General features: G+C 63.0%; 20 protein-coding genes. 4 read left to right on the forward strand and 16 right to left on the reverse strand.

Going from position 1 to position 22,542, the window contains the following annotated elements:
* Window positions 1-40: 40 nt before the first annotated feature.
* From NRG23_RS16410 to NRG23_RS16465, 12 genes are all read right to left on the reverse strand, one after another.
* Window positions 41-1,975: a methyl-accepting chemotaxis protein gene (locus tag NRG23_RS16410; protein WP_150084996.1), complete on the reverse strand. Its 1,935-nt coding sequence runs from the start codon at window positions 1,973-1,975 to the stop codon at window positions 41-43.
* A gap of 138 nt (window positions 1,976-2,113) precedes the next feature.
* Window positions 2,114-3,406: an adenylosuccinate synthase gene (locus NRG23_RS16415; RefSeq protein ID WP_009041907.1), complete on the reverse strand. Its 1,293-nt coding sequence runs from the start codon at window positions 3,404-3,406 to the stop codon at window positions 2,114-2,116.
* 54 nt (window positions 3,407-3,460) lie between these two features.
* The gene (locus NRG23_RS16420; protein ID WP_009046692.1) at window positions 3,461-4,648 is read right to left on the reverse strand and encodes an ATP phosphoribosyltransferase regulatory subunit; all 1,188 of its coding nucleotides are present in this window, start codon (window positions 4,646-4,648) and stop codon (window positions 3,461-3,463) included.
* Between the two features lie 315 nt (window positions 4,649-4,963).
* Entirely contained in the window at window positions 4,964-5,833 is an 870-nt protein-coding gene (hflC, locus tag NRG23_RS16425) for a protease modulator HflC (RefSeq protein WP_009046691.1), read from the reverse strand.
* A complete protein-coding gene (gene hflK / locus NRG23_RS16430) occupies window positions 5,833-7,002 on the reverse strand; it encodes an FtsH protease activity modulator HflK (protein WP_009046690.1) in 1,170 nt (389 codons plus the stop codon). The genes hflC and hflK overlap by 1 nt, the downstream gene beginning before the upstream one ends.
* Before the next feature lie 96 nt (window positions 7,003-7,098).
* Window positions 7,099-8,400, reverse strand: a complete 1,302-nt coding sequence (gene hflX / locus NRG23_RS16435; protein WP_007921372.1) for a ribosome rescue GTPase HflX — start codon at window positions 8,398-8,400, stop codon at window positions 7,099-7,101.
* 12 nt (window positions 8,401-8,412) lie between these two features.
* Complete coding sequence (gene hfq / locus NRG23_RS16440) at window positions 8,413-8,673, reverse strand: RNA chaperone Hfq (RefSeq protein ID WP_007921378.1); 261 nt, start codon at window positions 8,671-8,673, stop codon at window positions 8,413-8,415.
* A gap of 93 nt (window positions 8,674-8,766) precedes the next feature.
* The gene (miaA, locus tag NRG23_RS16445; RefSeq protein ID WP_009046689.1) at window positions 8,767-9,738 is read right to left on the reverse strand and encodes a tRNA (adenosine(37)-N6)-dimethylallyltransferase MiaA; all 972 of its coding nucleotides are present in this window, start codon (window positions 9,736-9,738) and stop codon (window positions 8,767-8,769) included.
* Window positions 9,738-11,648, reverse strand: coding sequence for a DNA mismatch repair endonuclease MutL (gene mutL / locus NRG23_RS16450; protein WP_257371423.1), 1,911 nt, complete (start codon window positions 11,646-11,648; stop codon window positions 9,738-9,740). Before mutL ends, miaA begins: the two co-directional genes overlap by 1 nt.
* Complete coding sequence (locus NRG23_RS16455) at window positions 11,645-13,072, reverse strand: N-acetylmuramoyl-L-alanine amidase (RefSeq protein WP_196762704.1); 1,428 nt, start codon at window positions 13,070-13,072, stop codon at window positions 11,645-11,647. Before NRG23_RS16455 ends, mutL begins: the two co-directional genes overlap by 4 nt.
* A gap of 3 nt (window positions 13,073-13,075) precedes the next feature.
* Window positions 13,076-13,546, reverse strand: a complete 471-nt coding sequence (gene tsaE, locus NRG23_RS16460; RefSeq protein ID WP_009041903.1) for a tRNA (adenosine(37)-N6)-threonylcarbamoyltransferase complex ATPase subunit type 1 TsaE — start codon at window positions 13,544-13,546, stop codon at window positions 13,076-13,078.
* A complete protein-coding gene (locus NRG23_RS16465; protein WP_257371424.1) occupies window positions 13,534-14,394 on the reverse strand; it encodes an NAD(P)H-hydrate dehydratase in 861 nt (286 codons plus the stop codon). The genes tsaE and NRG23_RS16465 overlap by 13 nt, the downstream gene beginning before the upstream one ends.
* A gap of 63 nt (window positions 14,395-14,457) precedes the next feature.
* Between NRG23_RS16465 and queG the strand changes: the two genes are divergently transcribed.
* Entirely contained in the window at window positions 14,458-15,537 is a 1,080-nt protein-coding gene (queG, locus tag NRG23_RS16470; RefSeq protein ID WP_124314690.1) for a tRNA epoxyqueuosine(34) reductase QueG, read from the forward strand.
* Here queG and NRG23_RS16475 read toward each other — a convergent pair.
* Together NRG23_RS16475 and orn are read right to left on the reverse strand one after the other, a co-directional pair.
* Window positions 15,519-16,133 (reverse strand): trimeric intracellular cation channel family protein, encoded by a 615-nt coding sequence (locus NRG23_RS16475; protein ID WP_169915460.1) that lies wholly within the window; start codon window positions 16,131-16,133, stop codon window positions 15,519-15,521. The two genes, queG and NRG23_RS16475, sit on opposite strands and share 19 nt — an antisense overlap.
* Before the next feature lie 168 nt (window positions 16,134-16,301).
* Entirely contained in the window at window positions 16,302-16,844 is a 543-nt protein-coding gene (gene orn / locus NRG23_RS16480; RefSeq protein ID WP_257371425.1) for an oligoribonuclease, read from the reverse strand.
* 107 nt (window positions 16,845-16,951) lie between these two features.
* On the opposite strand from orn, the gene rsgA reads away from it, so the two are divergent.
* Window positions 16,952-17,983 carry a small ribosomal subunit biogenesis GTPase RsgA gene (gene rsgA, locus NRG23_RS16485; RefSeq protein WP_257371426.1) on the forward strand — a complete coding sequence of 344 codons (1,032 nt, stop codon included), beginning with the start codon at window positions 16,952-16,954 and terminating at the stop codon, window positions 17,981-17,983.
* Between the two features lie 87 nt (window positions 17,984-18,070).
* On the opposite strand, the gene motB is transcribed toward rsgA, so the two are convergent.
* Both motB and motA read right to left on the reverse strand, forming a co-directional pair.
* Entirely contained in the window at window positions 18,071-19,123 is a 1,053-nt protein-coding gene (gene motB / locus NRG23_RS16490; protein WP_103330885.1) for a flagellar motor protein MotB, read from the reverse strand.
* 3 nt (window positions 19,124-19,126) lie between these two features.
* Window positions 19,127-19,978, reverse strand: a complete 852-nt coding sequence (motA, locus tag NRG23_RS16495; RefSeq protein ID WP_007921402.1) for a flagellar motor stator protein MotA — start codon at window positions 19,976-19,978, stop codon at window positions 19,127-19,129.
* 166 nt (window positions 19,979-20,144) lie between these two features.
* Between motA and NRG23_RS16500 the strand changes: the two genes are divergently transcribed.
* A complete protein-coding gene (locus NRG23_RS16500) occupies window positions 20,145-21,683 on the forward strand; it encodes an HDOD domain-containing protein (RefSeq protein ID WP_009046683.1) in 1,539 nt (512 codons plus the stop codon).
* Window positions 21,684-21,726: 43 nt separating this feature from the next.
* Complete coding sequence (rhdA, locus tag NRG23_RS16505) at window positions 21,727-22,542, forward strand: thiosulfate sulfurtransferase (protein ID WP_257371427.1); 816 nt, start codon at window positions 21,727-21,729, stop codon at window positions 22,540-22,542.

The raw sequence follows: 22,542 nt of genomic DNA on the forward strand, positions 1-22,542 counted from the left end.
TGTAGGAGCCCCACCCCCAGCATTCAAGCCTTGTGGAAACTCAAGCCCGGAATTGCCCCAGGCTGGCCTTCAATTGTGCCGCCAGGCCATCCAGCACCTTGCCGCTGGCCGTGGTTTCCACCACCGCCTGAGCCGCACGCTCGGCCTGGGCATGGATGGTTTCGACCCGGCTGCGCACCGCTTGCGCACCCTGAGCCTGATGGGCCGCCGCCTGGGTCGCCAGGCCAATCGCCGCGTGCACCTGCTCCACCGACGACTGCACCGACTGCTGCAACCGCGCACTGTCACGCAACACCAGCAGACCTTCGCTGGCCTGCCTTCCGGCTTGGCCGATCGCCGCCACCGCCTCGCGCGCGCCCTGCTGCAGCGCTCCAATGTGCGCCTGGATATCCCCGGTAGAACTTTGCGTCTTGCTCGCCAGCGCCCTGACCTCGTCGGCCACCACCGCAAAGCCGCGCCCGGTTTCCCCGGCCCGCGCCGCCTCGATGGCCGCATTCAAGGCCAGCAGGTTGGTCTGTTCGGCGATGCCGTGAATCACCGTCAACACCACCTCGATCTGCTCGCTCTGCTGCGCCAGGCGCTCGATGACCTTGGCCCCCGTGTCGACCTGCCCCGCCAGCGCCTCGATCAGGCCGCCCACCTGGGCCGAGGTCCGGGTGTTTTCGTCGGTTGCCTGGCGGATCTCCACCACCTGCTGCAAGGCCGCCTGCATCGCCTGGCTTTCCGCCTGGGCTTCATCAGCCATCTGCGACAGCGCCCGCAAACTCTCTGCCACCTCGTCGCGCTGAGCCTCGGCCGCAGCATCAGCCCCGGCATTACGCAGGCTCATCGCACCGATTTCGACACCGGTGCGCTGCGCCACATCGCCCGCCTCGCGCACGATTGGCTGCAACTTGTCGACAAAGCGGTTGACCGCCGACGCCATGTCGCCGATCTCGTCATTGCTGCTGAGCTGGACCCGCTTGGTCAGGTCGCCCTCACCGGCCGCCAGATCGTTCAGCGCAGCGATCAGCAGATGCAGCTTGCTGACCACCCGCCGCCCCAGCACCACCGCCAGCAACAGCAAGACCCCGCAGCCGACCAGCGCCAGGCCCATGCCGATGCGCCAACGCAGAGTGGCCGCCGCGTCCTGCACGGTACCGGCGGTGTTGGCCTGCATGTCCGAAGCAGTGGTCTGCGCCGACTGCAGGCGCGCGCCCATGGCCGCCGAACTGTCCGCCGAAGCGCCCTTGAGACTATCGCCCACCAACTGATCGCTGCTGGCGATCAAGGCTGCGAAGCGCTTGTCCAGCGCCACCACGTCCGCCTCGACCGACGCCGTTGAAACCCCCATCAGCACCTTGCCGATTTCCACGCCGTTAGGACTGATGGAGGCCTCCAGGTAATAGACCGATGGATCGTTCTTGGCTGCGTCCAGCACCTTGTCCAGGGCGCGGTCGCCCTTGCCCTTTTCCAGCAGCGCCTTGTTGATCGGGTTCTCCCGGTTCAGGTAACGGGTCAGGTGCTCGCCATTGGCGTCGTCGTACACCACGAACAGCACGTTGGGATTGCGCTGGGCGCGCCGAGCGAACTCGGAAAGGGTCGGGACGTCGCTGTCCCACATGGCCCGCGGCGCCACCGAAGCGAGCAACTGGGCCATATCGTTGGCCGAATCCTTGAGATCCTTCTCCAGCGTCGCCCGCAATTGCGCCTGCTCTTCCTCCAGGCGTGAGGACAGCCCGGCGGTCAATCGTTGCCGAGTACTGCTGGAAAGGCTTTCCAGGCTCGAGGTGACTTCGCGAGCCGCCTGTTCCAACTCGCCGGAGAGCTTCTGGCTGTCGACGCCCAGACGAGCGGCCAGATCAGCCTCCAGCGCCGTCACCGTGCTCCGGGTCAGGGCAACGGCAACCAGCACCTGCACCAAAAGGGCGATACCAAGAGTAACGAACACAGGCCGCAACAAACGGCTTTGTAACAGTGAGAGAACGGCCGACACAGGAAATCCCTCTACTTCAACGCCATCAAATTGATGGCACTCTGGAAGAGGAAATCACAGCAAGGGTCGTGCCGCCCGGCAGGCAGAAACGACAAAGGCCCCTGGAGAGGGGCCTTTGTTTTTTACATCAACGACTTATCAAGCAAACGGGTGACGCAGAACGATGGTCTCGTTGCGGTCCGGGCCTGTCGAAATAATGTCGATCGGCGCGCCGACCAGCTCTTCGATACGCTTGATGTAGGCACGGGCAGCGGCCGGCAGCTCTTCCAGGGTCTTGGCACCCAGGGTCGACTCGCTCCAGCCTGGCATCTGCTCGTACACCGGCTCCAGGCCGATGTAGCTGTCGGCGTCGGTTGGCGCGTCGATGACTGCACCATCCTGGTTCTTGTAGCCCACGCAGATGTTGATGGTTTCCAGGCCGTCCAGCACGTCCAGCTTGGTCAGGCACAGGCCCGAGATGCTGTTGACGTCGATGGCGCGACGCAGGATGACGGCGTCGAACCAGCCGCAACGGCGGGCACGGCCGGTGGTTGCACCGAACTCATGGCCACGCTTGGCCAGGAAGGCGCCGACGTCGTCGAACAGTTCGGTCGGGAACGGACCCGAACCCACGCGAGTGGTGTAAGCCTTGGTGATACCGAGGATGTAGTCCAGGTACATCGGGCCCACACCCGAGCCAGTGGCGATGCCGCCGGCAGTGGTGTTGGAGCTGGTGACGTACGGATAGGTACCGTGGTCGATGTCCAGCAGCGAGCCCTGGGCGCCTTCGAACATGATGTCCTTGCCCGCGCGACGCAGTTGGTGCAGCTCGGCGGTCACGTCCAGCATCATCGGCTTGAGCAGTTCGGCGTATTCCATGCACTCGTCGAGCGTCTTCTGGAAGTCGATGGCCGGCTCTTTGTAGTAATTGACCAGTACGAAGTTGTGGTAGTCCAGCAACTCGCCCAGCTTCGCGGCGAAACGCTCGCGATGGAACAGGTCGCCGATACGCAGGCCGCGACGAGCGACCTTGTCTTCGTAAGCCGGGCCGATGCCGCGACCGGTGGTACCGATCTTCTGCTCGCCACGGGCTTTTTCACGCGCCTGGTCCAGCGCTACGTGGTAGGACAGGATCAACGGGCAGGATGGGCTGATACGCAGGCGCTCGCGCACCGGTACGCCTTTCTCTTCCAGCTTGACGATCTCACGCAGCAAGGCGTCCGGCGCAACCACCACACCGTTGCCGATCAGGCACTGAACGCCTTCGCGCAGCACACCCGAAGGGATCAGGTGCAAGACGGTTTTTTCGCCATCGATCACCAGGGTGTGGCCAGCGTTGTGGCCACCTTGGTAGCGCACTACGGCGGCAGCATGTTCGGTCAGCAGATCAACGATCTTGCCTTTGCCCTCATCACCCCACTGGGTGCCCAGGACTACGACATTCTTACCCATAACACTTGTCCTCATTCGCGCAAACTTGGTGCCGGCAACGGCCGGCGGGAAAACTCAAGAAGCCAGCGGCAATACTTGCCAAAGCCCGTTCTGCTGAATCAATTGCCGGTCGCAGTCCGCTTCACGGGCGGCGGCCAATGGTTGTCCAGGCAAGGCCTGAACCACGCGCTGACCCTCACTGCGCAACTGGCAAACCTGCTGCCAGAGGGCTGCATCCGTACTGTCCGGCATCCAGATACCGCCAGACGGTAGCTCGATCTCAGCACGCCCCAGGGTCACCAGGGTTTTCAAATCGGTAGAGAAACCGGTTGCCGGGCGGGCGCGACCGAAGTCGGCGCCGATGTCGTCGTAACGACCGCCCTGGGCAATGGACTGGCCAACGCCCGGCACGAACACCGCGAACACCACACCGGTGTGGTAGTGGTAACCGCGCAGCTCGCCCAGGTCGAAGTACAGCGGCAATTCAGGGAAACGCACGGAAAGACGCTCGGCAATCGCCAGCAGGTCGTCCAGGGCCGCCAGCACCGGCGCCGGTGCATTGGCCAGGCGCTCGCGGGCCGCAGCCAGCACTTCACGGCCGCCGCACAGGTCGACCAGCGCCCGCAGCATGCCGGACAGATCGGCCGGCAGGCCTTCGGTCAAGGTAATGACCTCGTCGATGGCCTTGCGTTGCAGGGCATCGAACAGTTGCTGTTCCACTTCGCCGGAGAGGCCGGCCGCACGGGCCAGGCCACGGTAGATACCGACATGCCCCAGGTCCATGTGCACATCCGGCACATCGGCCAGTTGCAGCATCGCCAGCATCAGGCTGATGACTTCCACGTCGCTGCTCGGGCTCGCATCGCCGTACAACTCGGCGCCCAGCTGGATAGGGCTGCGCGAGGACGACAAGGCACGCGGCTGCGCATGCAGCACGCTACCGGCATAGCACAGGCGGCTCGGGCCTTCGCGACGCAGGGTATGCGCATCGATTCGGGCCACCTGCGGCGTAATGTCGGCGCGGAAACCCATCTGCCGACCCGATTGCGGATCGATGACCTTGAAGGTACGCAGGTCGAGGTCCTGGCCCGCGCCGGTCAGCAAGGATTCCAGGTACTCGATATGAGGGGTCACGACGAACTCGTAACCCCAGCTCTGGAACAGATCCAACACCTGACGACGCGCAACTTCAATGCGCGCCGCCTCAGGTGGCAGTACTTCTTCGATGCCATCTGGCAGCAGCCAGCGGTCTACCGTTGCCATTACGCCATTCCCCTGTGATCCAGGCGGCCAGCCTATGGGCGGGCCTTGAGTGAAGCAGAAAATGATCGGCTCATACGCAAACCACGCGCATGGGCGACGGGGCGAAAAGCCTGAAACCGGCTTCGCCACTCACTTTCCTCGAAAAAACCTGTCGAGTCGTTCAACTCGCCGTCTTGCACCAACAACCACAATCAAACGTGCAGACGCAAAAAAGCCGGGAATTTCCCGGCTGCCGCATCATACACTCGTTTTCCCAAAGGATCACCCCGCCAGACACTTTAGCCGCCGGGCGGGGCGATTCAGGTCAACGTCGCATCAAGGCTTGGCCTTTTCCAGGTAACGGAAAAAGTCGCTGCTTGGATCCAGGACCATGACGTCGGATTTGTTCGCGAAGCTTTCACGATAGGCACGCAGGCTACGGTAAAAACCGTAGAACTCCTGGTCCTGACCGTAGGCCTTGGAGTAGATGGCTGCGGCCTTGGCGTCGCCGTCACCGCGAATCTCTTCCGACTCACGATAGGCTTCGGCCAGCAGTACGCGGCGCTGACGATCGGCGTCGGCACGAATACCTTCCGCCAGCTCGTTACCCTTGGCGCGGTGCTCGCGAGCTTCACGCTCACGCTCGGTGCTCATGCGCTCGAAGACGCTGCGGTTCACTTCCTTCGGCAAGTCGATGGTCTTGACCCGGACATCGACCACTTCGATGCCCAGCTCTTTCTCGGCCATCTTGTTGAGCGAAGCCGTGATATCCGCCATCAGCGCATCACGTTCACCGGACACCACTTCGTGCAGGGTGCGCTTACCGAACTGGTCACGCAGGCCCGACTCCAGACGACGGGAAAGACGCTCGTCGGCGATCTGCTTGAGGCCGGAAGTCGCGGTGTAGAAACGCTCCGCATCCTTCACGCGCCATTTGGCATAGGCATCGACCATCACGGCTTTCTTTTCCAGCGTCAGGAAACGCTGGGTCGGTGCATCCAGGGTCATCAGGCGGGCGTCGAACTTACGCACCTGGTTCACATAGGGCACTTTCACATGCAGACCCGGCTGAACGTCAGCCTGGACCACACGACCGAACTGCAGCAACACCGCACGCTCGGTCTGAGCGACGATGTAGAAGCAGTTCCAGGCAGCGATCGCCACGACGACGCCGACGATAAGGGCGATCAGCGATTTATTGCTCATCAGCGACTCTCCCTGGTACGCGCTTGCTGTTGCTGCAGATCAGCTGCCGCACGCGCATTCGCTTCGTTGCTGCTGGCTGCTGCGCCAGTCACCGGAGCACTGGTGCTGCGGCCACTCTCGACCATTTTGTCCAGCGGCAGGTACAGCAGATTGCTCTGGCCGTTCTTGTTGCCGGTCACGAGAACCTTGCTGGTATTGCTGAAGACTTCCTGCATGGTGTCCAGGTACAGACGCTCACGGGTGACTTCAGGCGCCTTGCGGTACTCGGCCACCAGCTTGGTGAAGCGATCGGCCTCACCCTTGGCGCGGGAAACCACTTCATCGCGATAACCGTTGGCATCCTCGATGATGCGCTGGGCCTGACCACGGGCTTCCGGCACGACACCGTTGGCATAGGTTTCAGCCTGGTTGCGCGAACGCTGCTCGTCTTCACGGGCACGGATCACGTCATCGAAGGCTTCCTGCACTTCACGCGGTGCCGCTGCGCTCTGTACGTTCACCTGGGTAACGGTGATACCGGTGCGATAGGTGTCGAGGAAACGTTGCAGACGCTCCTTGATCTCGCTGGCCATCAATTCACGGCCTTCGGTCAGCACCTGGTCCATCGCGGTGGAACCCACTACGTGGCGCAGGGCACTGTCGGTGGCGTGCTGCAGGCTGATTTCCGGCTGATCGACGTTCAGCACGAAGTCCTGCAGGTTGCTGATCTTGTACTGCACGGTCAGCGGCACTTCGACGATGTTTTCGTCTTCAGTCAGCATTTGACCCTGCTTGGTATAGGCACGCTCACGCGTGACGTTTTCCATGTACTTGCGATCGATCGGCGGGAAGTAGATGTTCAGGCCCGGGCCGACGGTCTCGTAGTACTTGCCGAAGCGCAGCACCACGGCCTGCTCCTGCTCGTCCACGACATACACCGCGCTGTACAGCCACACGGCCGCCAGCACGACCAGACCGATACCGAGCAGGCCGAGACCGCCGCCCTTACCGGAACTGCCACCGTCGTCACCACGTTTCTTACCACCACCGAACAACCCATTCAGGCTTTCCTGCAGCTTGCGGAAGGCCTCGTCGAGATCCGGTGGCCCCTTGCGGTCGCCATTGTTGCGGCGCTTACCACCCCAAGGATCCTGATTATTCGAGTTGCCACCCGGCTCATTCCAAGCCATAGCGCTCTCCATCTGATAAAGCAAAGACGCACCCACGGCGCGCCGACCAATGCTACAGAATGCCTGCTACAGCGGCACAACCGCTTTCTCAGGCTTTTATTGCAAAGTGTGTTGCTCGATGAACTCCAGCGGTTGCATGCCTTCGCGGCTTACCAGTCGATTCAGCTCGACTCGCGGCAAGCGGACAGCCAGCAGGCTGACACCTTCCTCGTCGTGATCTTCTTTCTGCACTGCGCCCAACTCGAAGAACTGCGCTCGCAGTCGAGCAAAACGCTGCGGCAAGCGCAAGGTGCCTACAAACAAATCCTCGCCCAGTAGCTCGGCAATGGCCTGCTTGAGCAAGTCCAGCCCCTGCCCCTCACGAGCCGACAACCAGACCCGCTGCGGCTTGCCGTCGGCATCGCGCTGGATCTGCGGATCTACCCCCTCGAGCAAATCGAGTTTGTTATAGACCTCCAGTATCGGCAAGTCCTGGGCTCCGATCTCGCCGAGCACCACCATGACCTGCTCGATCTGGGCCATGCGCTCGGGCTCATGGGCATCGATCACATGCAACAGCAGGTCGGAGTTGCTCGACTCTTCGAGCGTAGCCCGAAACGCCTCGACCAGTTTGTGCGGCAGGTGACGAATGAACCCCACGGTGTCGGCCAGCACGACCGGACCCAGATCGTCCAGCTCGAGCCGGCGCAAGGTCGGGTCGAGGGTGGCGAACAGTTGGTTGGCCGCGAACACATCGGACTCGGTCACGGAGTTGAACAAGGTGGATTTGCCGGCGTTGGTGTAGCCCACCAACGATACCGAAGGAATATCGGCACGCTTGCGCCCACGACGGGCCTGCTCGCGCTGACTGCGGACCTTCTCCAGCCGGGCCTTGATCTGTCGCAGGCGAACCCGCAGAAGACGCCGGTCGGTCTCGAGCTGGGTTTCACCCGGACCACGCAGGCCGATACCGCCTTTCTGCCGCTCAAGGTGAGTCCAGCCACGAACCAGACGCGTACTCATATATTCAAGCTGGGCCAGCTCTACCTGGAGCTTGCCTTCGTGAGTGCGGGCGCGTTGGGCGAAAATATCGAGAATCAGACCCGTGCGGTCAATCACGCGACACTCGAAAGCACGTTCGAGGTTACGTTCCTGACTGGGTGTGAGGATGTGATTGAAAATCACCAGGTCGACCTGTTCGGCTTTGACCAGGTCGCGTAATTCTTCGACCTTGCCGCTGCCAACCAGGTACTTGGCGGTTGGCCGATGACGCGGCACGTTAACAAACGCGACGGTCTCGGCGCCGGCCGATATTGCCAACTCCTGAAACTCCTGCGGATCTTCGCGCGCCTCAGGGTCCTGACCATCCAAGTGAACGAGAATTGCACGCTCACCACCACCGTGGCGCTCAAAGAACAAAGGAGACTCCTATCAGGCGTTACCTGGCTCAGCGTCACCCTGTTCGGATTCGGATGCGCTAGGCAGGCGAATTGGACGAACCGGTACCACTGTCGAGATAGCGTGCTTGTAAACCATTTGGCTGACGGTGTTCTTCAGCAGGATGACGAACTGGTCGAAAGACTCGATCGTACCTTGCAGCTTGATCCCGTTGACCAGATAGATGGAAACCCCAACTTTCTCTTTACGTAAAGTATTCAAGTAAGGGTCTTGTAGCGAATGCCCTTTTGACATGTGCCGCACTCCTTTAAGGATCAATAATAAAAAATCAGAAAACAGATGGCTAAAACCGCCCCACCCCCAAGGATAGACGGCAATTGCAAGGACTCAGCTCAATATGGAGACCGTTCCCAGGTATTTCAAGGCGCGTGGCAGATTGTCGCAATCAAGGCTGTCCAGCCAGTGTAAATCAGCCCAGCTACGCAACCAGGTGAACTGGCGCTTCGCCAATTGGCGCGTGGCAATGATGCCGCGTTCCTGCATCTCGGCGAATGTCAGCTTGCCATCCAGATGATCCCAGACCTGTCGGTAGCCTACAGCACGTATAGACGGCAACCCGGCATGCAGGTCACTTCTAGAACGCAGAGCTACGACCTCGTCGACGAATCCCTGTTCCAACATAATTGTGAATCTTTGTGCAATGCGCTCATGCAGTACCTGACGGTTTGCCGGGGCAATGGCCAAGTTCGCGACAGTATAGGGCAATTGTCCCCGTCCCGAAGCGGCTGCTTCAGTACTTTGCGCAGATTGTCGCAGTCTGTGGGCGGTCATGCTCAGGCCACTGACCCGATAGACTTCCAGCGCCCGGGTCAGGCGCTGGGGATCATTGGGGTGAATCCGCGCCGCCGACTCGGGGTCGATGGCCGCCAATTGGTCGTGCAGGGCCTGCCAGCCAAGGCGTGCCGCTTCTTCTTCCAGCTCGGCGCGGACCTGTGGGTCGGCCGGCGGCATGTCCGCCAAGCCTTCAAGCAAAGCCTTGTAATAGAGCATCGTGCCGCCCACCAGCAGCGGAATCTTGCCGCGCGCGGTGATATCGGCCATGGCCGCCAGCGCATCGGTACGGAAATCCGCCGCCGAATAACTCTCGGCAGGGTCGAGAATGTCGATCAGGCGGTGCGGAAATTCGGCCAGGATTTCCTTGGACGGCTTGGCGGTGCCTATGTCCATGCCACGGTAGACCAGCGCCGAATCGACGCTGATCAGCTCGCAAGGCAAAACCTTGGTGAGTTCGATGGCCAGGTCAGTCTTGCCAGCGGCAGTCGGGCCCATCAGGAAGATCGCTGGGGGAAGCTGGCTCATCAACGACCGCGCAAGAAGAGTTTGTCCAGATCGTCCAGGCCCAACTGGGTCCAGGTCGGTCGGCCATGGTTGCATTGACCGCTGCGCTCGGTGTTTTCCATATCGCGCAACAAGCCGTTCATTTCCGGCAGGGCCAGGCGGCGATTGGCCCGGATCGCACCGTGGCAGGCCATGGTGCCCAGCAACTCGTTGAGGTGCGCCTGGATACGGTCGCTGGTGCCGTACTCCATCAGGTCGGCCAGGACGTCATGCACCAGGCGGTTGGCTTCCGCCTGCTTGAGCAGGGCCGGAATCTGCCGGATCGCCAGCGACTCAGGGCCCAGGCGCTGCAACTCGAACCCCAGGCGCTGGAACCAGCTGACGTGCTCCTCGGCACAGTCGGCTTCGCGCTGGCTGACCGCGATCGACTCCGGCACCAGCAGCGGCTGGCCGCTCAGGCCTTCGCTGGCCATCGCCACCTTCAGGCGCTCGTACATGATCCGCTCGTGGGCCGCGTGCATGTCCACCAGAACCAGGCCCTGGGCGTTTTCCGCGAGGATATAGATGCCTTTGAGCTGCGCCAGCGCATAGCCCAGCGGCGGGATATCGCCCTGAGCATCCGGCAAGGCCGTCGCCCCGGACTCAGGCAAGGGCGCAAAGAACTCGCGATAGGCGCTTTGCGCCTCGGCCGCCGGCAGCACTGGCTGCGGACGCGGCGTGTACTGGTACTGATAACCCGCGCCCGAACCGGCCCCTGGCGGATTGAAGGCCGGTTGGGCCTGCGGCTGTTCCAGCGTCATGTTTGCCGCCAGACGCATTTCGCCCTGGGGGCCGAACTCGCCGGCCTCGATCCCGCTCGGCCGCACGATGCCGGCGACCGCTGCCGGCGCCGCCAGATGGTCTTCCGGCCGGACATCGCCGAGGGCGCGGTGCAGGGTGCCGTACAGGAAGTCGTGGACCATGCGCCCGTCACGGAAGCGCACTTCGTGTTTGGTCGGGTGCACGTTGACGTCGACCACCGCCGGGTCGACTTCGAAGAACAGCACAAAGGTCGGGTGCCGACCGTTGAACAGTACATCGCGGTAAGCCTGGCGCACCGCATGGGCCACCAGCTTGTCGCGCACCGCGCGACCGTTGACGTAGAAATACTGCAGATCCGCCTGGCTGCGGGAAAAAGTCGGCAAGCCTACCCAGCCCCACAGATGCAGGCCGTTACGCTCAACCTCGATCGGCAGCGCCTGCTCGAGAAAGCCCGAACCGCACACCGCTGCCACCCGCCGCGCGCGCGCCACGTCATCGTTGGCTTCATGCAGGCTGAGGACGCTTTTACCGTTGTGACGCAGGTGAAACGCGACATCGAAACGCGCCAGCGCCAGGCGCTTGATCACTTCCTGCAGGTGATCGAACTCGGTTTTCTCGGCTTTGAGAAACTTGCGCCGAGCCGGGGTGTTGAAGAACAAGTCGCGGACTTCCACCGAGGTACCGACCGGGTGGGCCGCCGGCTGCACGCGCGGCGCCATGTCGCGGCCTTCGGTTTCCACCTGCCAGGCCTGATCGGCCTCGCGGGTGCGGGAAGTCAGGGTCAAGCGGGCGACCGAGCTGATGGATGCCAGCGCCTCACCCCGAAAGCCCAGGCTCATGACCTGTTCCAGATCCTCGAGGTTGCGGATCTTGCTGGTGGCGTGGCGCGCCAGGGCCAGCGGCAGATCATCCGCGGAGATGCCGCTGCCGTCGTCGCGCACCCGCAGCAGTTTGACGCCCGCCTGCTCGACGTCCACATCGATGCGCTTGGCGCCGGAGTCCAGGCTGTTCTCCAGCAACTCCTTGATCACCGATGCCGGACGCTCGACCACCTCACCGGCGGCAATCTGGTTCGCCAGTCGCGGGCTGAGCAGCTCGATGCGGGCGCTGCTGTTGACTGCGTCATTCATTCCTTGGCCGCCAGTTCTGTACCCGGGATGGTCAGGGTCTGACCGATTTTCAGCTCATCGCTGCTCAGGTTGTTGGCGCTGCGCAGGGTGGCGGCGGAAACCTGATAACGCACGGCGATCATCGCCAGGGTTTCGCCCGGGCTCACGCGGTGGTCGCGCGGCCCCTGGGCAATCTTCCCGGAATCACGCAGCCAGGCGATGTAGGTGCCCGGCGGCGGGTTCTGCTGGAAGAACTGCCGCACGCCGCTGCTGATGGAACGCGCCAGTGCTTGCTGGTGGCTGACGGTGGCCAGCTTGGAGGCTTCGTTGGCGTTGGAGATAAAGCCGGTTTCCACCAGGATCGACGGAATGTCCGGAGACTTGAGCACCATGAACCCGGCCTGCTCGACGCGCTGCTTGTGCAGCGGGGTGACCCGGCCGATGTTGCTGAGCACTTTCTGGCCGACGTTCAGGCTGGAAGTCAGCGAGGCCGTCATGGACAGGTCCAGCAATACGCCAGCAAGCATCCGGTCCTTGTCATCGAGGCTGACGTTGCCGGCCCCGCCGATCAGGTCGGAACGGTTTTCACTGTCCGCCAGCCAACGGGCTGTCTCGGACGTGGCGCCGCGGTCGGAGAGCGCGAATACCGAGGCCCCGAAGGCCGCGCGGGACGGTGCCGCGTCGGCGTGGATCGAGACGAACAGGTCGGCGCCTTTCTTGCGGGCGATCTCGGTACGACCGCGCAACGGAATGAAGTAGTCGCCGGTACGGGTCAGCTCGGCGCGGAAGCCCTTGAGGCCATTGATCTGGCGCTGCAGCTCGCGGGCGATGGCCAGTACCACGTCTTTCTCATGCTGGCCGCGAGAGCCGGAGGCACCCGGGTCCTCGCCACCGTGACCGGCATCGATGACCACGACGATATCGCGTTTGCCGGCCGGGGCCGGTGGCAGCTTGATCTCAGGCTTGGTCGGCGTTACCGGGACTGCCGGCACGGTCGCGACATTCGGTGCCGGTGGCGGCGTCGGCGCGGCGTCCGCCGGGTTATCGAACAAGTCGACCACCAGGCGATTGCCGTATTGGGCATTGGGCGTCAGGGTAAAACTCTTGGGGGTGACGGCCTTTTTCAGGTCGACGACCACCCGCAAGTCGGTGGGGGTGCGCTGGGCCGAACGCATGGCGGTAATCGGCGTATTCGCCGTGGAGACATTCAGCGGCCCGCCGAGGGTCGCACCGTTGATATCGATCACCAGACGATCAGGGGCCGTCAGGGTGAAGACGCTGTGCTGGACCGGACCGGACAGGTCAAATACCAGTCGAGTGTTATCCGGTGCCCGCCACAGGCGAACGCTGCGGACCTGTGTAGCGGCCAGAGCGTCGACGGCCAATGCCGTAAGCAACAGTCCTACGACAGCAACCAACGCGCGAATGCGCATACCTAACCCCATCAATTATTTGAATTCCAACGCCAAAGCGGCACACCAGGCCTCGCCACGCGAGCCTTGCGACAACAAATGCAGGGAACGCCCGCTGTTATGCGGGCTAATGGTAATGGTCAGGTCCGGCTTTGGCAAAAAGCCCGCACCACGCTGGGGCCACTCGATCAGACACAGTGCATCACCCTCCAGGTAATCGCGGATGCCGAGAAACTCCAGCTCCTCAGGATCGACCAGGCGATAAAGATCGAAGTGAAAGGCCCGCACATCGCCGATCTCGTAGGGCTCAACCAGGGTAAAGGTCGGGCTTTTCACTGCACCGGCATGTCCCAGGCCACGGATGAGGCCCCGGGACAGCGTGGTTTTCCCCGCCCCCAGATCGCCTTCCAGAAAGATCACACCCACCCCTTGAGTGACCTGCGCCAGGCGCGCGCCAAAGGCGATCATGGCGTCTTCGTCTGCCAGATACAGGGTTATTTCAGACACGGTGATTGCTCCTCCAGCAACTGACGAATGACCGGAATCAGATCGCTGGCCGCCAGCCCCCGGCCCAATTTACCTTGATGCTCGCCCGCGACGGCATGCAGCCAGACCGCCAGGCAAGCGCTATCGAACGCCGGCATCCCCTGGGCCAGCAGCGCCCCGACCAGGCCAGCCAACACATCCCCCAGCCCCGCCGTGGCCATGGCCGGATGCCCGCGGTCGCAGCGACCCAAGCGGCCATCAGGGCTGGCGACCAGACTTCCGGCGCCCTTCAGGATGGCCACAGCTGTGTATTTTTTGCTCAGTGCTTGAGCGGCGGCCGGACGATCCGCCTGCACCTGCGCAGTGGAAATCCCCAGCAGCCGCGCGGCTTCCCCCGGATGCGGGGTGATCACGCTGTTCGGCGGCAAGGTCAAACCGCCCTTGGCCAGCAGATTGAGCGCATCGGCGTCCCACACCTGGGGCCGTGGCGCATTGGCGGCGGCAGATAAAAGGCTGCGCCCCCAGGCCGCCTGCCCCAGACCAGGGCCCGCCACGATGATCGAGGCCTGCTCCAGCAAGCCCATCAACTGGTTGGCCGAGTCTGTGCCCAGGGCCATGACCTCCGGAACCCGCGCCAGAGCGGCCGCAACGTGCTCGCTGCGCGTCGCCAGAGACACCATCCCGGCACCGCCGCGCAAGGCGCTCTCGGCGCAGAGCAGCGCCGCACCGCCAAAACCGCGATCGCCACCGATCAGCAACAGGTGCCCGAACTGGCCTTTATGGGCGCTTGGCGCACGGGCAGCCAGCCGCGGCAATGTGCCGGGCGTCAGCAGCTGAATGTCGGGTAAAGGGTGTTTTGTCTGCGGCATGCGTCTTCGGGCTCCGATGTCTGGCAGAATTATACGCACCTCAGCCCCGGTTTCTCTCGCCTCATGCCTGCCATTACCACCGATCTGCCCGCCCTCGCCCAATCGATCAAGGATTGGGGCCGCGAGCTGGGCTTTCAGCAAGTCGGCATCAGCGGCCTGGACCTGGCCGAGCATGAACAGCACCTGGAGCGCTGGCTCGAGGCGGGCTACCACGGCGAAATGGACTACATGGGCGCCCACGGCAGCAAACGCTCCCACCCGGACGAACTGGTGCCCGGCACCCTGCGCGTGGTGTCCCTGCGCATGGATTACCTGCCCGGCGACACCCAGATGGCGCAGCGCCTGGCCCAACCGGAAAAAGCCTACGTCTCGCGCTACGCCCTGGGCCGCGACTATCACAAGCTGATCCGCAAGCGCGTGCAGCAACTGGCCGAGCGCATCCAGAAGGAAATCGGCCCGTTCGGCTATCGCGCCTTCGTCGACAGCGCCCCGGTGCTGGAAAAAGCCATCGCCGAACAGGCCGGGCTCGGCTGGATCGGCAAGAACACCCTGGTACTCAACCGCAAGGCCGGCAGCTACTTCTTCCTCAGCGAACTGTTCGTCGACCTGCCATTGCCGGTGGACGAGCCCCACGCCACCGAGCACTGCGGCCGCTGCACCGCGTGCCTGGACATCTGCCCGACCAAGGCCTTCGTCGGCCCTTATGTACTGGACGCCCGGCGCTGCATTTCGTACCTGACCATCGAACTTAAAAACGCCATTCCCGAAGACCTGCGCCCACTGATCGGCAATCGGGTGTTCGGCTGCGACGACTGCCAGATCGTCTGCCCGTGGAACCGCTTCGCCCGCCCTTCCGGCGAAGGCGACTTCAAGCCACGGCACAACCTCGACAATGCCGAGCTGGCCGAGCTGTTCATGTGGGACGAGGACAAGTTTCTCAGCAGCACCGAAGGCTCGCCGCTGCGCCGCGCCGGCTATGAGCGCTGGCTGCGCAACCTGGCGGTGGGGCTGGGTAACGCGCCGTCGAGCATTCCGGTGCTGGAAGCCCTGAACGCCCGTCGGGACTACCCGTCAGAGCTGGTACGCGAACACGTGGAATGGGCGCTGAAACAGCACGCCAGCCGTCACTGCTCGTCGTTGTAGACGAACTTGGGCATTTCCCAGTGAAAACGGATTGCCAGCAGGCGCAGTAGGAAACCGCCGAACAGGGTGATGAGAATCGACTGCTCGCCGGGCAATTGCAGATAGATGCAGAGCATGTAGCACCAGGCCGCGGCGAACGAGACGCTGGCATACAGCTCGCGACGGAAGATCAGCGGAATATCGTTGCAGAAGATGTCGCGCAGGATGCCGCCGAATACCCCGGTAATCACCCCGCTGACCGATGCCACCACCATGCCGTGGCCCATTTCCAGGGCGGTCATGCAACCGATCAGGGTGAACGCCACCAGCCCCACGGCGTCGAGCACCAGAAACAGCGAGCGCAGGTGGCGCATCAAGGGCGCGATAAAGATGGTCACCAGGGCCGCGACCGAGGTCAGCACCAGGTATTCCGGATGCTTGACCCAGGTCAGCGGGTAATGCCCCAGCAGCACATCACGCACCGAACCGCCGCCCAGGGCCGTGACACAGGCGATCAACACCACCCCGAACCAGTCCATGCCCCGACGACCGGCGGACAAGGCGCCAGTCATGGCTTCGGCGGTAATGGCAATCAGGTAAAGCATCAGCAGCATGATGGCGGTCCTTACAGGAAGGCGCGCAGTCTACTCAGTTGCTGCTGGCACCAAAAGGGGGCGCCGACTGGAATTGCTGGGGACCCCGGCGAGCGACGCGGGCAAGCCTTATGCAAACCTGTAGGAGCGAGGCTTGCCCGCGATGACATCAGAACCAGCGCCACCGAATCATCAGAGCTTGATGAAGTGCTTGCGGTAATGCTGCAGCTCGGCGATCGACTCGCGGATGTCGTCCAGCGCCAGGTGGGTGCTGCCTTTCTTGAAGCTGTCACGCACGTTCGGCGCCCAGCGGGCCGCCAGTTCCTTGAGGGTGGAAACGTCAAGGTTGCGGTAGTGGAAGTAGCTTTCCAGCGCCTTCATATGGCGATACAGGAAGCGCCGGTCCTGGCAGATGCTGTTGCCACAGATCGGCGACTTGCCCTTGGGCACCCACTGCTCCAGGAAGGCGATGGTCTGCGCTTCCGCTTCAGCCATGCTGATGCGGCTTTCACGCACGCGCTGGGTCAGCCCAGAGCCGCCGTGCTGGCGGGTGTTCCACTCATCCATGCCGGCGAGAATTTCATCGCTCTGGTGGATGGCGATGACCGGACCTTCAGCCAAGGTATTGAGATTGCTATCGGTGACGATGGTCGCCATCTCGATGATGACGTCGGTATCAGGGTTCAGACCGGTCATTTCCAGGTCGATCCAGATCAGATTCTGCGGGTTTTGCATGTGTGGGCTCCTCGGCGTAGCTGCGCAGTTTAGCCTAGAGGGACCTGCTGGCGTGCTAAACTCGCGGCCGTTTTATCTAACCGCCGCATTCTCGACACGGAACACCAATGGCCAAACGCCAGCTCAATCGTCGCCAAAACTGGCGCATCGAAAAGATTCAAGGCGAACGCGCCGCCCGCGCCGCCAAACGTGAATCCTCTGCCGTGGAAGCACTGGAAGGCGGCGACCTCGGCCCCGAACAGACCGGCCTGGTGATCGCCCACTTCGGGGTGCAGGTCGAGGTCGAGGCGCGCGAGGGCGAACTGGCCGGCCAGGTGTTCCGCTGCCACTTGCGCGCCAACCTGCCGGCGCTGGTGACCGGCGATCAGGTGGTCTGGCGCCCGGGCAACCAGGGCATCGGCGTAATCGTCGCGCAACTGCCGCGCCACACCGAACTCTGCCGTCCGGATAGCCGCGGCCAGCTCAAGCCGGTCGCCGCCAACGTCGACATGATCGTGATCGTCTTCGCCCCGCTGCCCGAGCCCCATGCCAACCTGATCGACCGTTACCTGGTCGCGGCCGAACATGCCGGCATCCGCCCGCTGCTGCTGCTCAACAAGCTCGACCTGATCGACGAGCAGAACGCCCCTGCCCTGAACGCCCTGCTGGCGGTCTATCGGCAACTGGGCTATCCGGTGCTGGAAGTCTCGGCCCACCACGGCAATGGCATGGAACAGCTGCAAGCCCAGCTGGACGGGCGGATCAGCGTGTTCGTCGGCCAGTCTGGCGTGGGCAAGTCGTCGCTGGTGAACAGCCTGCTGCCGGATGTCGAAACCCGCGTCGGGCCTTTGTCGGAGCTGTCCGGCCAGGGCACCCATACCACCACCACCGCGCGCCTGTTCCACTTCCCGGGCGGCGGCGAACTGATCGACTCCCCGGGGATTCGCGAATTCGGCCTGGGCCACGTCAGCCGCGCCGATGTCGAAGCGGGTTTCATCGAGTTCAACGACCTGCTGGGCACCTGCCGCTTCCGTGACTGCAAGCATGACCGCGAACCGGGCTGCGCCCTGCTCAAGGCCCTGGAAGACGGGCGGATCCAGCAGCAACGGATGAACAGCTACCGCTCGATCATCGCCAGCCTGCCGGATAGCAGCTATTAATAAGTAGCCCCACGCAGAAACAAAAAAGGCCGCGATGATCGCGGCCTTTTTTATCGAGCACTCATTAACAGAGCCTGCTATTACCCATCACCGAGCGGCGGGAGGCGTAGCAGCCGGTGCGGGGGCAGGTGCCGCCGCGCCTTCAGTCTTCGGTGCAGCGTCGTCGAAGATATTCAGGCGCTCGCGCAGTTCATGGGCCGGGAGCGGCTCCTGCTCCGGCGGCAAGGCGTTCGGGTCGACCGGTACTTCGCCCGGGGCGCCCTGGCCCTGGGTCGGTGCCGGAGCCTCGGGAGCGACTTCACCTTCGATCGCGCGCTGGGCCTTCTTGGTCAGCACCACGATGTCGATACGCCGGTTGATCGGGTTGAACGGGTTCTTGCGATCGAACAGCGACGACGAGGCATAACCCACCACGCGAGCCACCTGACCGTCCGGATAGCTGCCCGCCACCAGCGCCCGACGCGCGGCGTTGGCACGGTTGGCCGAAAGCTCCCAGTTACCGAAATCTCCGGTGCCCGCGTAAGGCTTGGCATCGGTGTGACCGCTGATGCTGATCTTGTTCGGCACCGCCTTGATGGTGTCGGCCATGGCCAGCAGGATGTCCTCGAAGTACGGCTTCAGGCGTGCACTGCCGGAGTCGAACATCGGCCGGTTTTCAGAATCGATGATCTGGATACGCAGGCCGTCTGGAGTGATCTCGAACAGGATCTGGTCCTTGAACTTCTGCAATTGCGGGTTTTCTTCGACCTTGTTCTGCAACTCCTGCAGCAACAGCTCCAGACGCTCTCTTTCCACCTGCTCGGCCATGCTCTCGACCTGATCGGTATCGACCGTAACCTTGTCCGGCTGCGGCTGCGACTTGATCTCGGGGTTGAGCGTGTTTTCCGGCGCCAGCTCGGGAGAACCGCCCAGGTCGATGATGTAGGGCGTGCCGCTTTCCGAGAAGCCGATCGGGTCCTTGAAGTAACCGGCGATGGCGATCTTCTGTTCCGGGGTGGCGGTGGACAACAGCCACAGCACCAGGAAGAACGCCATCATCGCCGTGGCGAAGTCGGCGAAGGCGATCTTCCACGCCCCGCCGTGATGTCCGCCGGCAAAGCGCTTGACGCGCTTGATGATAATCGGCTGATTGTTTTCCATGGCTTAGCGACCGCGAACCGCTTGTTCCAGCTCGGCGAAGCTCGGACGGTGCGCCGGGTACAGCACCTTGCGCCCGAACTCCACGGCCAGCGATGGCGGCATGCCGGAAGCCGAGGCCACCAGGGAGGCCTTGATGGCTTCGTAGACGTTCAGCTCTTCCTTGGCGTCGTGCGCCAGGGAATGGGCCAGCGGGCCGAAGAAACCGTAGGCCGCGAGAATACCGAAGAAGGTACCGACCAGCGCCGCACCTACGTGCAGGCCGATGGACTTCTGGTCGCCATCACCCAGGGACGCCATGGTCACCACGATACCCAGTACTGCCGCGACGATACCGAAACCCGGCATGCCGTCGGCGATGCCGTTGACCGCATGGGACGGATGCTCGAGGTCTTCCTTGAGGCTGAACAGCTCCATGTCGAACAGGCCTTCCAGCTCGTGGGGAGCCATGTTGCCGGAGGACATGATGCGCAGGTAGTCACAGATGAACGCGGTCATGCGCTCGTCTTTGAGCACGGATGGGTACTTGGCGAAAATCGGGCTGGCGGCGGCATCTTCGATATCGCCCTCGATCGCCATCATGCCTTCGCGGCGGCTCTTGTTGAGGATCTCGTAGATCAGCCCCAGCACTTCCAGGTAGAAGGTCTGGGAAAAGCGCGAACCAAACATCCCCAAGGACTTCTTGAGCACGTGCATGGTCATGTAGCCGGGGTTCGCCTGCAGGAACGCCCCCAGCGCGGCGCCACCGATAATCAGCACCTCGAAAGGCTGGATCAGGGCGGCAATCTTGCCGTGAGAAAGCACGTATCCGCCGAGCACGCTCGCGAACACGACGATGATGCCGATAATTTTAGCCATAGGTAGGAAGGTACTTACTGAGTCGGGTTCAAGGTCATATTCGGAAGTTCTTAAAACTCTTCTTCTACTTATCGGCAAAACTGCGCCAGACTATAGGCCGTTAAGGCGAAAAGCCAGTTTGGCCCGCTCTGGGCGTGTTTACAGCAGACGATGATTGCGCCCAGCCATGTCTAATGAAACGACAGTCCCAACTACCGCCCCCCACTCCCTCGAATCCTGGATAAAGCTGCTTGACGCGGTCCGTTTGCCGGTGCCGCAAGCCAGCCACGACCGGGTCTGCAAAGCCATCAGGGACAATCGCAGCTCGTTGCGCGACATTGCCGACCTGATGCAGGACAGCCCCGCGCTGGCCTTGAGCGTGATTCGCGAAGCCAATCGCCACACCCACGGCAGCATGGGCGAGCCGGCCGAGAACCTCGAGGTTGCCCTCAACCGCCTGGGCCTCGCGCGTACCGAAGAATTGCTCGCCCGCCTGCCTGCCCAGCCCGAACAGGAGATCCCGGTCGGACTGCGCCAGTTGCAACTGATCAGCCAGCACGCGACCCAACAGGCCAACGGCTTTTTTGCCAGTCGCCTGGCCAGGCTCTGGCAGGACATTCACTGGGGCAGCCTGCTGTTTCTCTCGCCACTGTGGCCCTTGGCGCTGACCTATCCAAAACTGCTCGAAGAGTGGGAGCTGCGGGTCGTCCACAAGGCCGAACCGGCCCAGGAGGTCGAGCAGCAACTGTTCGGTGTCGGCCTGCTTCAGCTGGGCCAGGCCCTGGTGGAGATCTGGCACTTGCCGATCTGGGTACAGCAAGGCTACCGCCTGTTGATCGACGAGCAGGAGCAATTGGTCAAGGCCCTGCATATCGCCCGGGACAACGCCCACCCGCTGCACCAGCAACAATGCCTGGATGCCGATCCGGCCCTGCAGCGCTGGCTGAACCAACCGGCCAACAGTGTGTTGCTGGCCAACGCCCTGGCCCTCTCGGCGCAAGAGTCCTGGACCGGCCCGCACTGCATGCGCTGGCAATACCTGACCAGCCTGTATCTGCAGATGCCGATGGACGAGCTGCAACAACAGCTGCACCAGCAAGCCGCGCAGAGTGCCCGGCATCACCGCATGCCCGACCTGTGGCATCCGGCCGAGGCGCTGCTCTGGCCTTGGGAGGCCCGGCGCGTGCATCGCGGCGAGCTTCCAGTGCCCGCACCAACCGCCGAAGACCTGGCCAAGTGGCGCAAGCAGTGCAGCGAATTGCTGGTGGAACCCAGCCGTTTCAGCAATGCCATGCACCTGACCACCTTTGCCCGCGACGCCCTGGTGGCATGTGGCATGCGCCGGGTGATGCTGCTGATGGTCGACCGCACGCGGACCCAGTTGCGGGTGCATCAGATCGCCGGGCTGCCTGCGCCAGCCTCGAGCCTGATGCTGACGATCAGCCAGAGCAGCGTACTGCAGCGGCTGCTGGACGCCCCGGCGCAAGTACGCCTGACGCCGACCAACAACGCCCAGTTCTCCGCCCGCCTGCCCGCCAGCCTGCGCACGCTGTTTCGTGGCGAGCATCTGCTGATGCGCTCGGTGCCCAGCAATGGCCGGGTGATCATGCTGATCGTCGCCGACCAGGGCGGCCAGCCCTTCTCGGAAATCTCCGTACAGGCGTTCGGCAAGACCGCCCAATGCATCGAAAAGGCCCTGCACAGCTTTACCAACCGCAGCCGCTGACGCTTGCGCTACAATCCTCCCCTTTGTGCCCTGGAGACCTCACATGCCTGACTTCTCTGGCTTGCCGCTGGTGATCGAGCCGAGCGACCTGCTCCCTCGCCTGGACGCCCGCGAACTGATCCTGGTGGACCTGACCAGCGCCGCCCGCTATGCCGCGGGCCACATCCCCGGCGCGCGCTTCGTCGACCCTAAACGTACCCAGCTCGGTCAGGCACCGGCGCCCGGGCTGATGCCACCACAGGCGGCCCTGGAAGCCCTGTTCGGCGAACTGGGGCATAACCCGGATGCTGTCTACGTGGTCTACGACGACGAAGGCGGCGGCTGGGCCGGGCGCTTCATCTGGTTGCTGGATGTCATCGGCCACTCCCGTTACCACTACCTGGACGGCGGGCTATTGGCCTGGCTGGCGGACGGCCTGCCGGTCTCGAGCGAAGTCCCGGCAGCCGTTGGCGGCCCTGTCGCCCTGACCCTGCACGACGAGCCGACCGCCACCCGCGAATACCTGCAAAGCCGGCTTGGCGCGGCCGACCTGGCGATCTGGGATGCTCGCGGCCCGCTGGAGTACTCGGGGGAGAAAGTCCTCGCCGCCAAGGGTGGGCACATTCCCGGCGCGATCAACTTCGAGTGGACGGCGGGCATGGACCAGGCGCGCAACCTGCGGATCCGCAGCGACATGCCGCAGCTCCTCGAACAGCTCGGCATCAGCAAAGACAAAGAAGTGATTACCCACTGCCAGACTCACCACCGCTCTGGCTTCACCTACCTGGTGGCCAAGGCGCTCGGTTATCCGCGGGTCAAAGGCTATGCCGGTTCCTGGGGCGAATGGGGCAACCACCCTGACACGCCCGTAGAGATTTAA

The organism is Pseudomonas sp. T8 (assembly GCF_024610635.1).
Taxonomy (GTDB): Bacteria; Pseudomonadota; Gammaproteobacteria; order Pseudomonadales; family Pseudomonadaceae; genus Aquipseudomonas; species Aquipseudomonas chlororaphis_I.

What these genes read in the sequence shown, in the direction of transcription:
- motA (WP_007921402.1), bottom strand. Translation starts at nt 19,978, where the DNA reads ATGGCTAAAATTATCGGCATCATCGTCGTGTTCGCGAGCGTGCTCGGC.
- rsgA (WP_257371426.1), top strand. Translation starts at nt 16,952, where the DNA reads ATGGCCAAACGCCAGCTCAATCGTCGCCAAAACTGGCGCATCGAAAAG.
- orn (WP_257371425.1), bottom strand. Translation starts at nt 16,844, where the DNA reads ATGCAAAACCCGCAGAATCTGATCTGGATCGACCTGGAAATGACCGGT.
- NRG23_RS16420 (WP_009046692.1), bottom strand. Translation starts at nt 4,648, where the DNA reads ATGGCAACGGTAGACCGCTGGCTGCTGCCAGATGGCATCGAAGAAGTA.
- motB (WP_103330885.1), bottom strand. Translation starts at nt 19,123, where the DNA reads ATGGAAAACAATCAGCCGATTATCATCAAGCGCGTCAAGCGCTTTGCC.
- rhdA (WP_257371427.1), top strand. Translation starts at nt 21,727, where the DNA reads ATGCCTGACTTCTCTGGCTTGCCGCTGGTGATCGAGCCGAGCGACCTG.
- queG (WP_124314690.1), top strand. Translation starts at nt 14,458, where the DNA reads ATGCCTGCCATTACCACCGATCTGCCCGCCCTCGCCCAATCGATCAAG.
- miaA (WP_009046689.1), bottom strand. Translation starts at nt 9,738, where the DNA reads ATGAGCCAGCTTCCCCCAGCGATCTTCCTGATGGGCCCGACTGCCGCT.
- mutL (WP_257371423.1), bottom strand. Translation starts at nt 11,648, where the DNA reads ATGAATGACGCAGTCAACAGCAGCGCCCGCATCGAGCTGCTCAGCCCG.
- NRG23_RS16455 (WP_196762704.1), bottom strand. Translation starts at nt 13,072, where the DNA reads ATGGGGTTAGGTATGCGCATTCGCGCGTTGGTTGCTGTCGTAGGACTG.
- NRG23_RS16465 (WP_257371424.1), bottom strand. Translation starts at nt 14,394, where the DNA reads ATGCCGCAGACAAAACACCCTTTACCCGACATTCAGCTGCTGACGCCC.
- NRG23_RS16500 (WP_009046683.1), top strand. Translation starts at nt 20,145, where the DNA reads ATGTCTAATGAAACGACAGTCCCAACTACCGCCCCCCACTCCCTCGAA.
- hfq (WP_007921378.1), bottom strand. Translation starts at nt 8,673, where the DNA reads ATGTCAAAAGGGCATTCGCTACAAGACCCTTACTTGAATACTTTACGT.
- NRG23_RS16415 (WP_009041907.1), bottom strand. Translation starts at nt 3,406, where the DNA reads ATGGGTAAGAATGTCGTAGTCCTGGGCACCCAGTGGGGTGATGAGGGC.
- hflC (WP_009046691.1), bottom strand. Translation starts at nt 5,833, where the DNA reads ATGAGCAATAAATCGCTGATCGCCCTTATCGTCGGCGTCGTCGTGGCG.
- hflK (WP_009046690.1), bottom strand. Translation starts at nt 7,002, where the DNA reads ATGGCTTGGAATGAGCCGGGTGGCAACTCGAATAATCAGGATCCTTGG.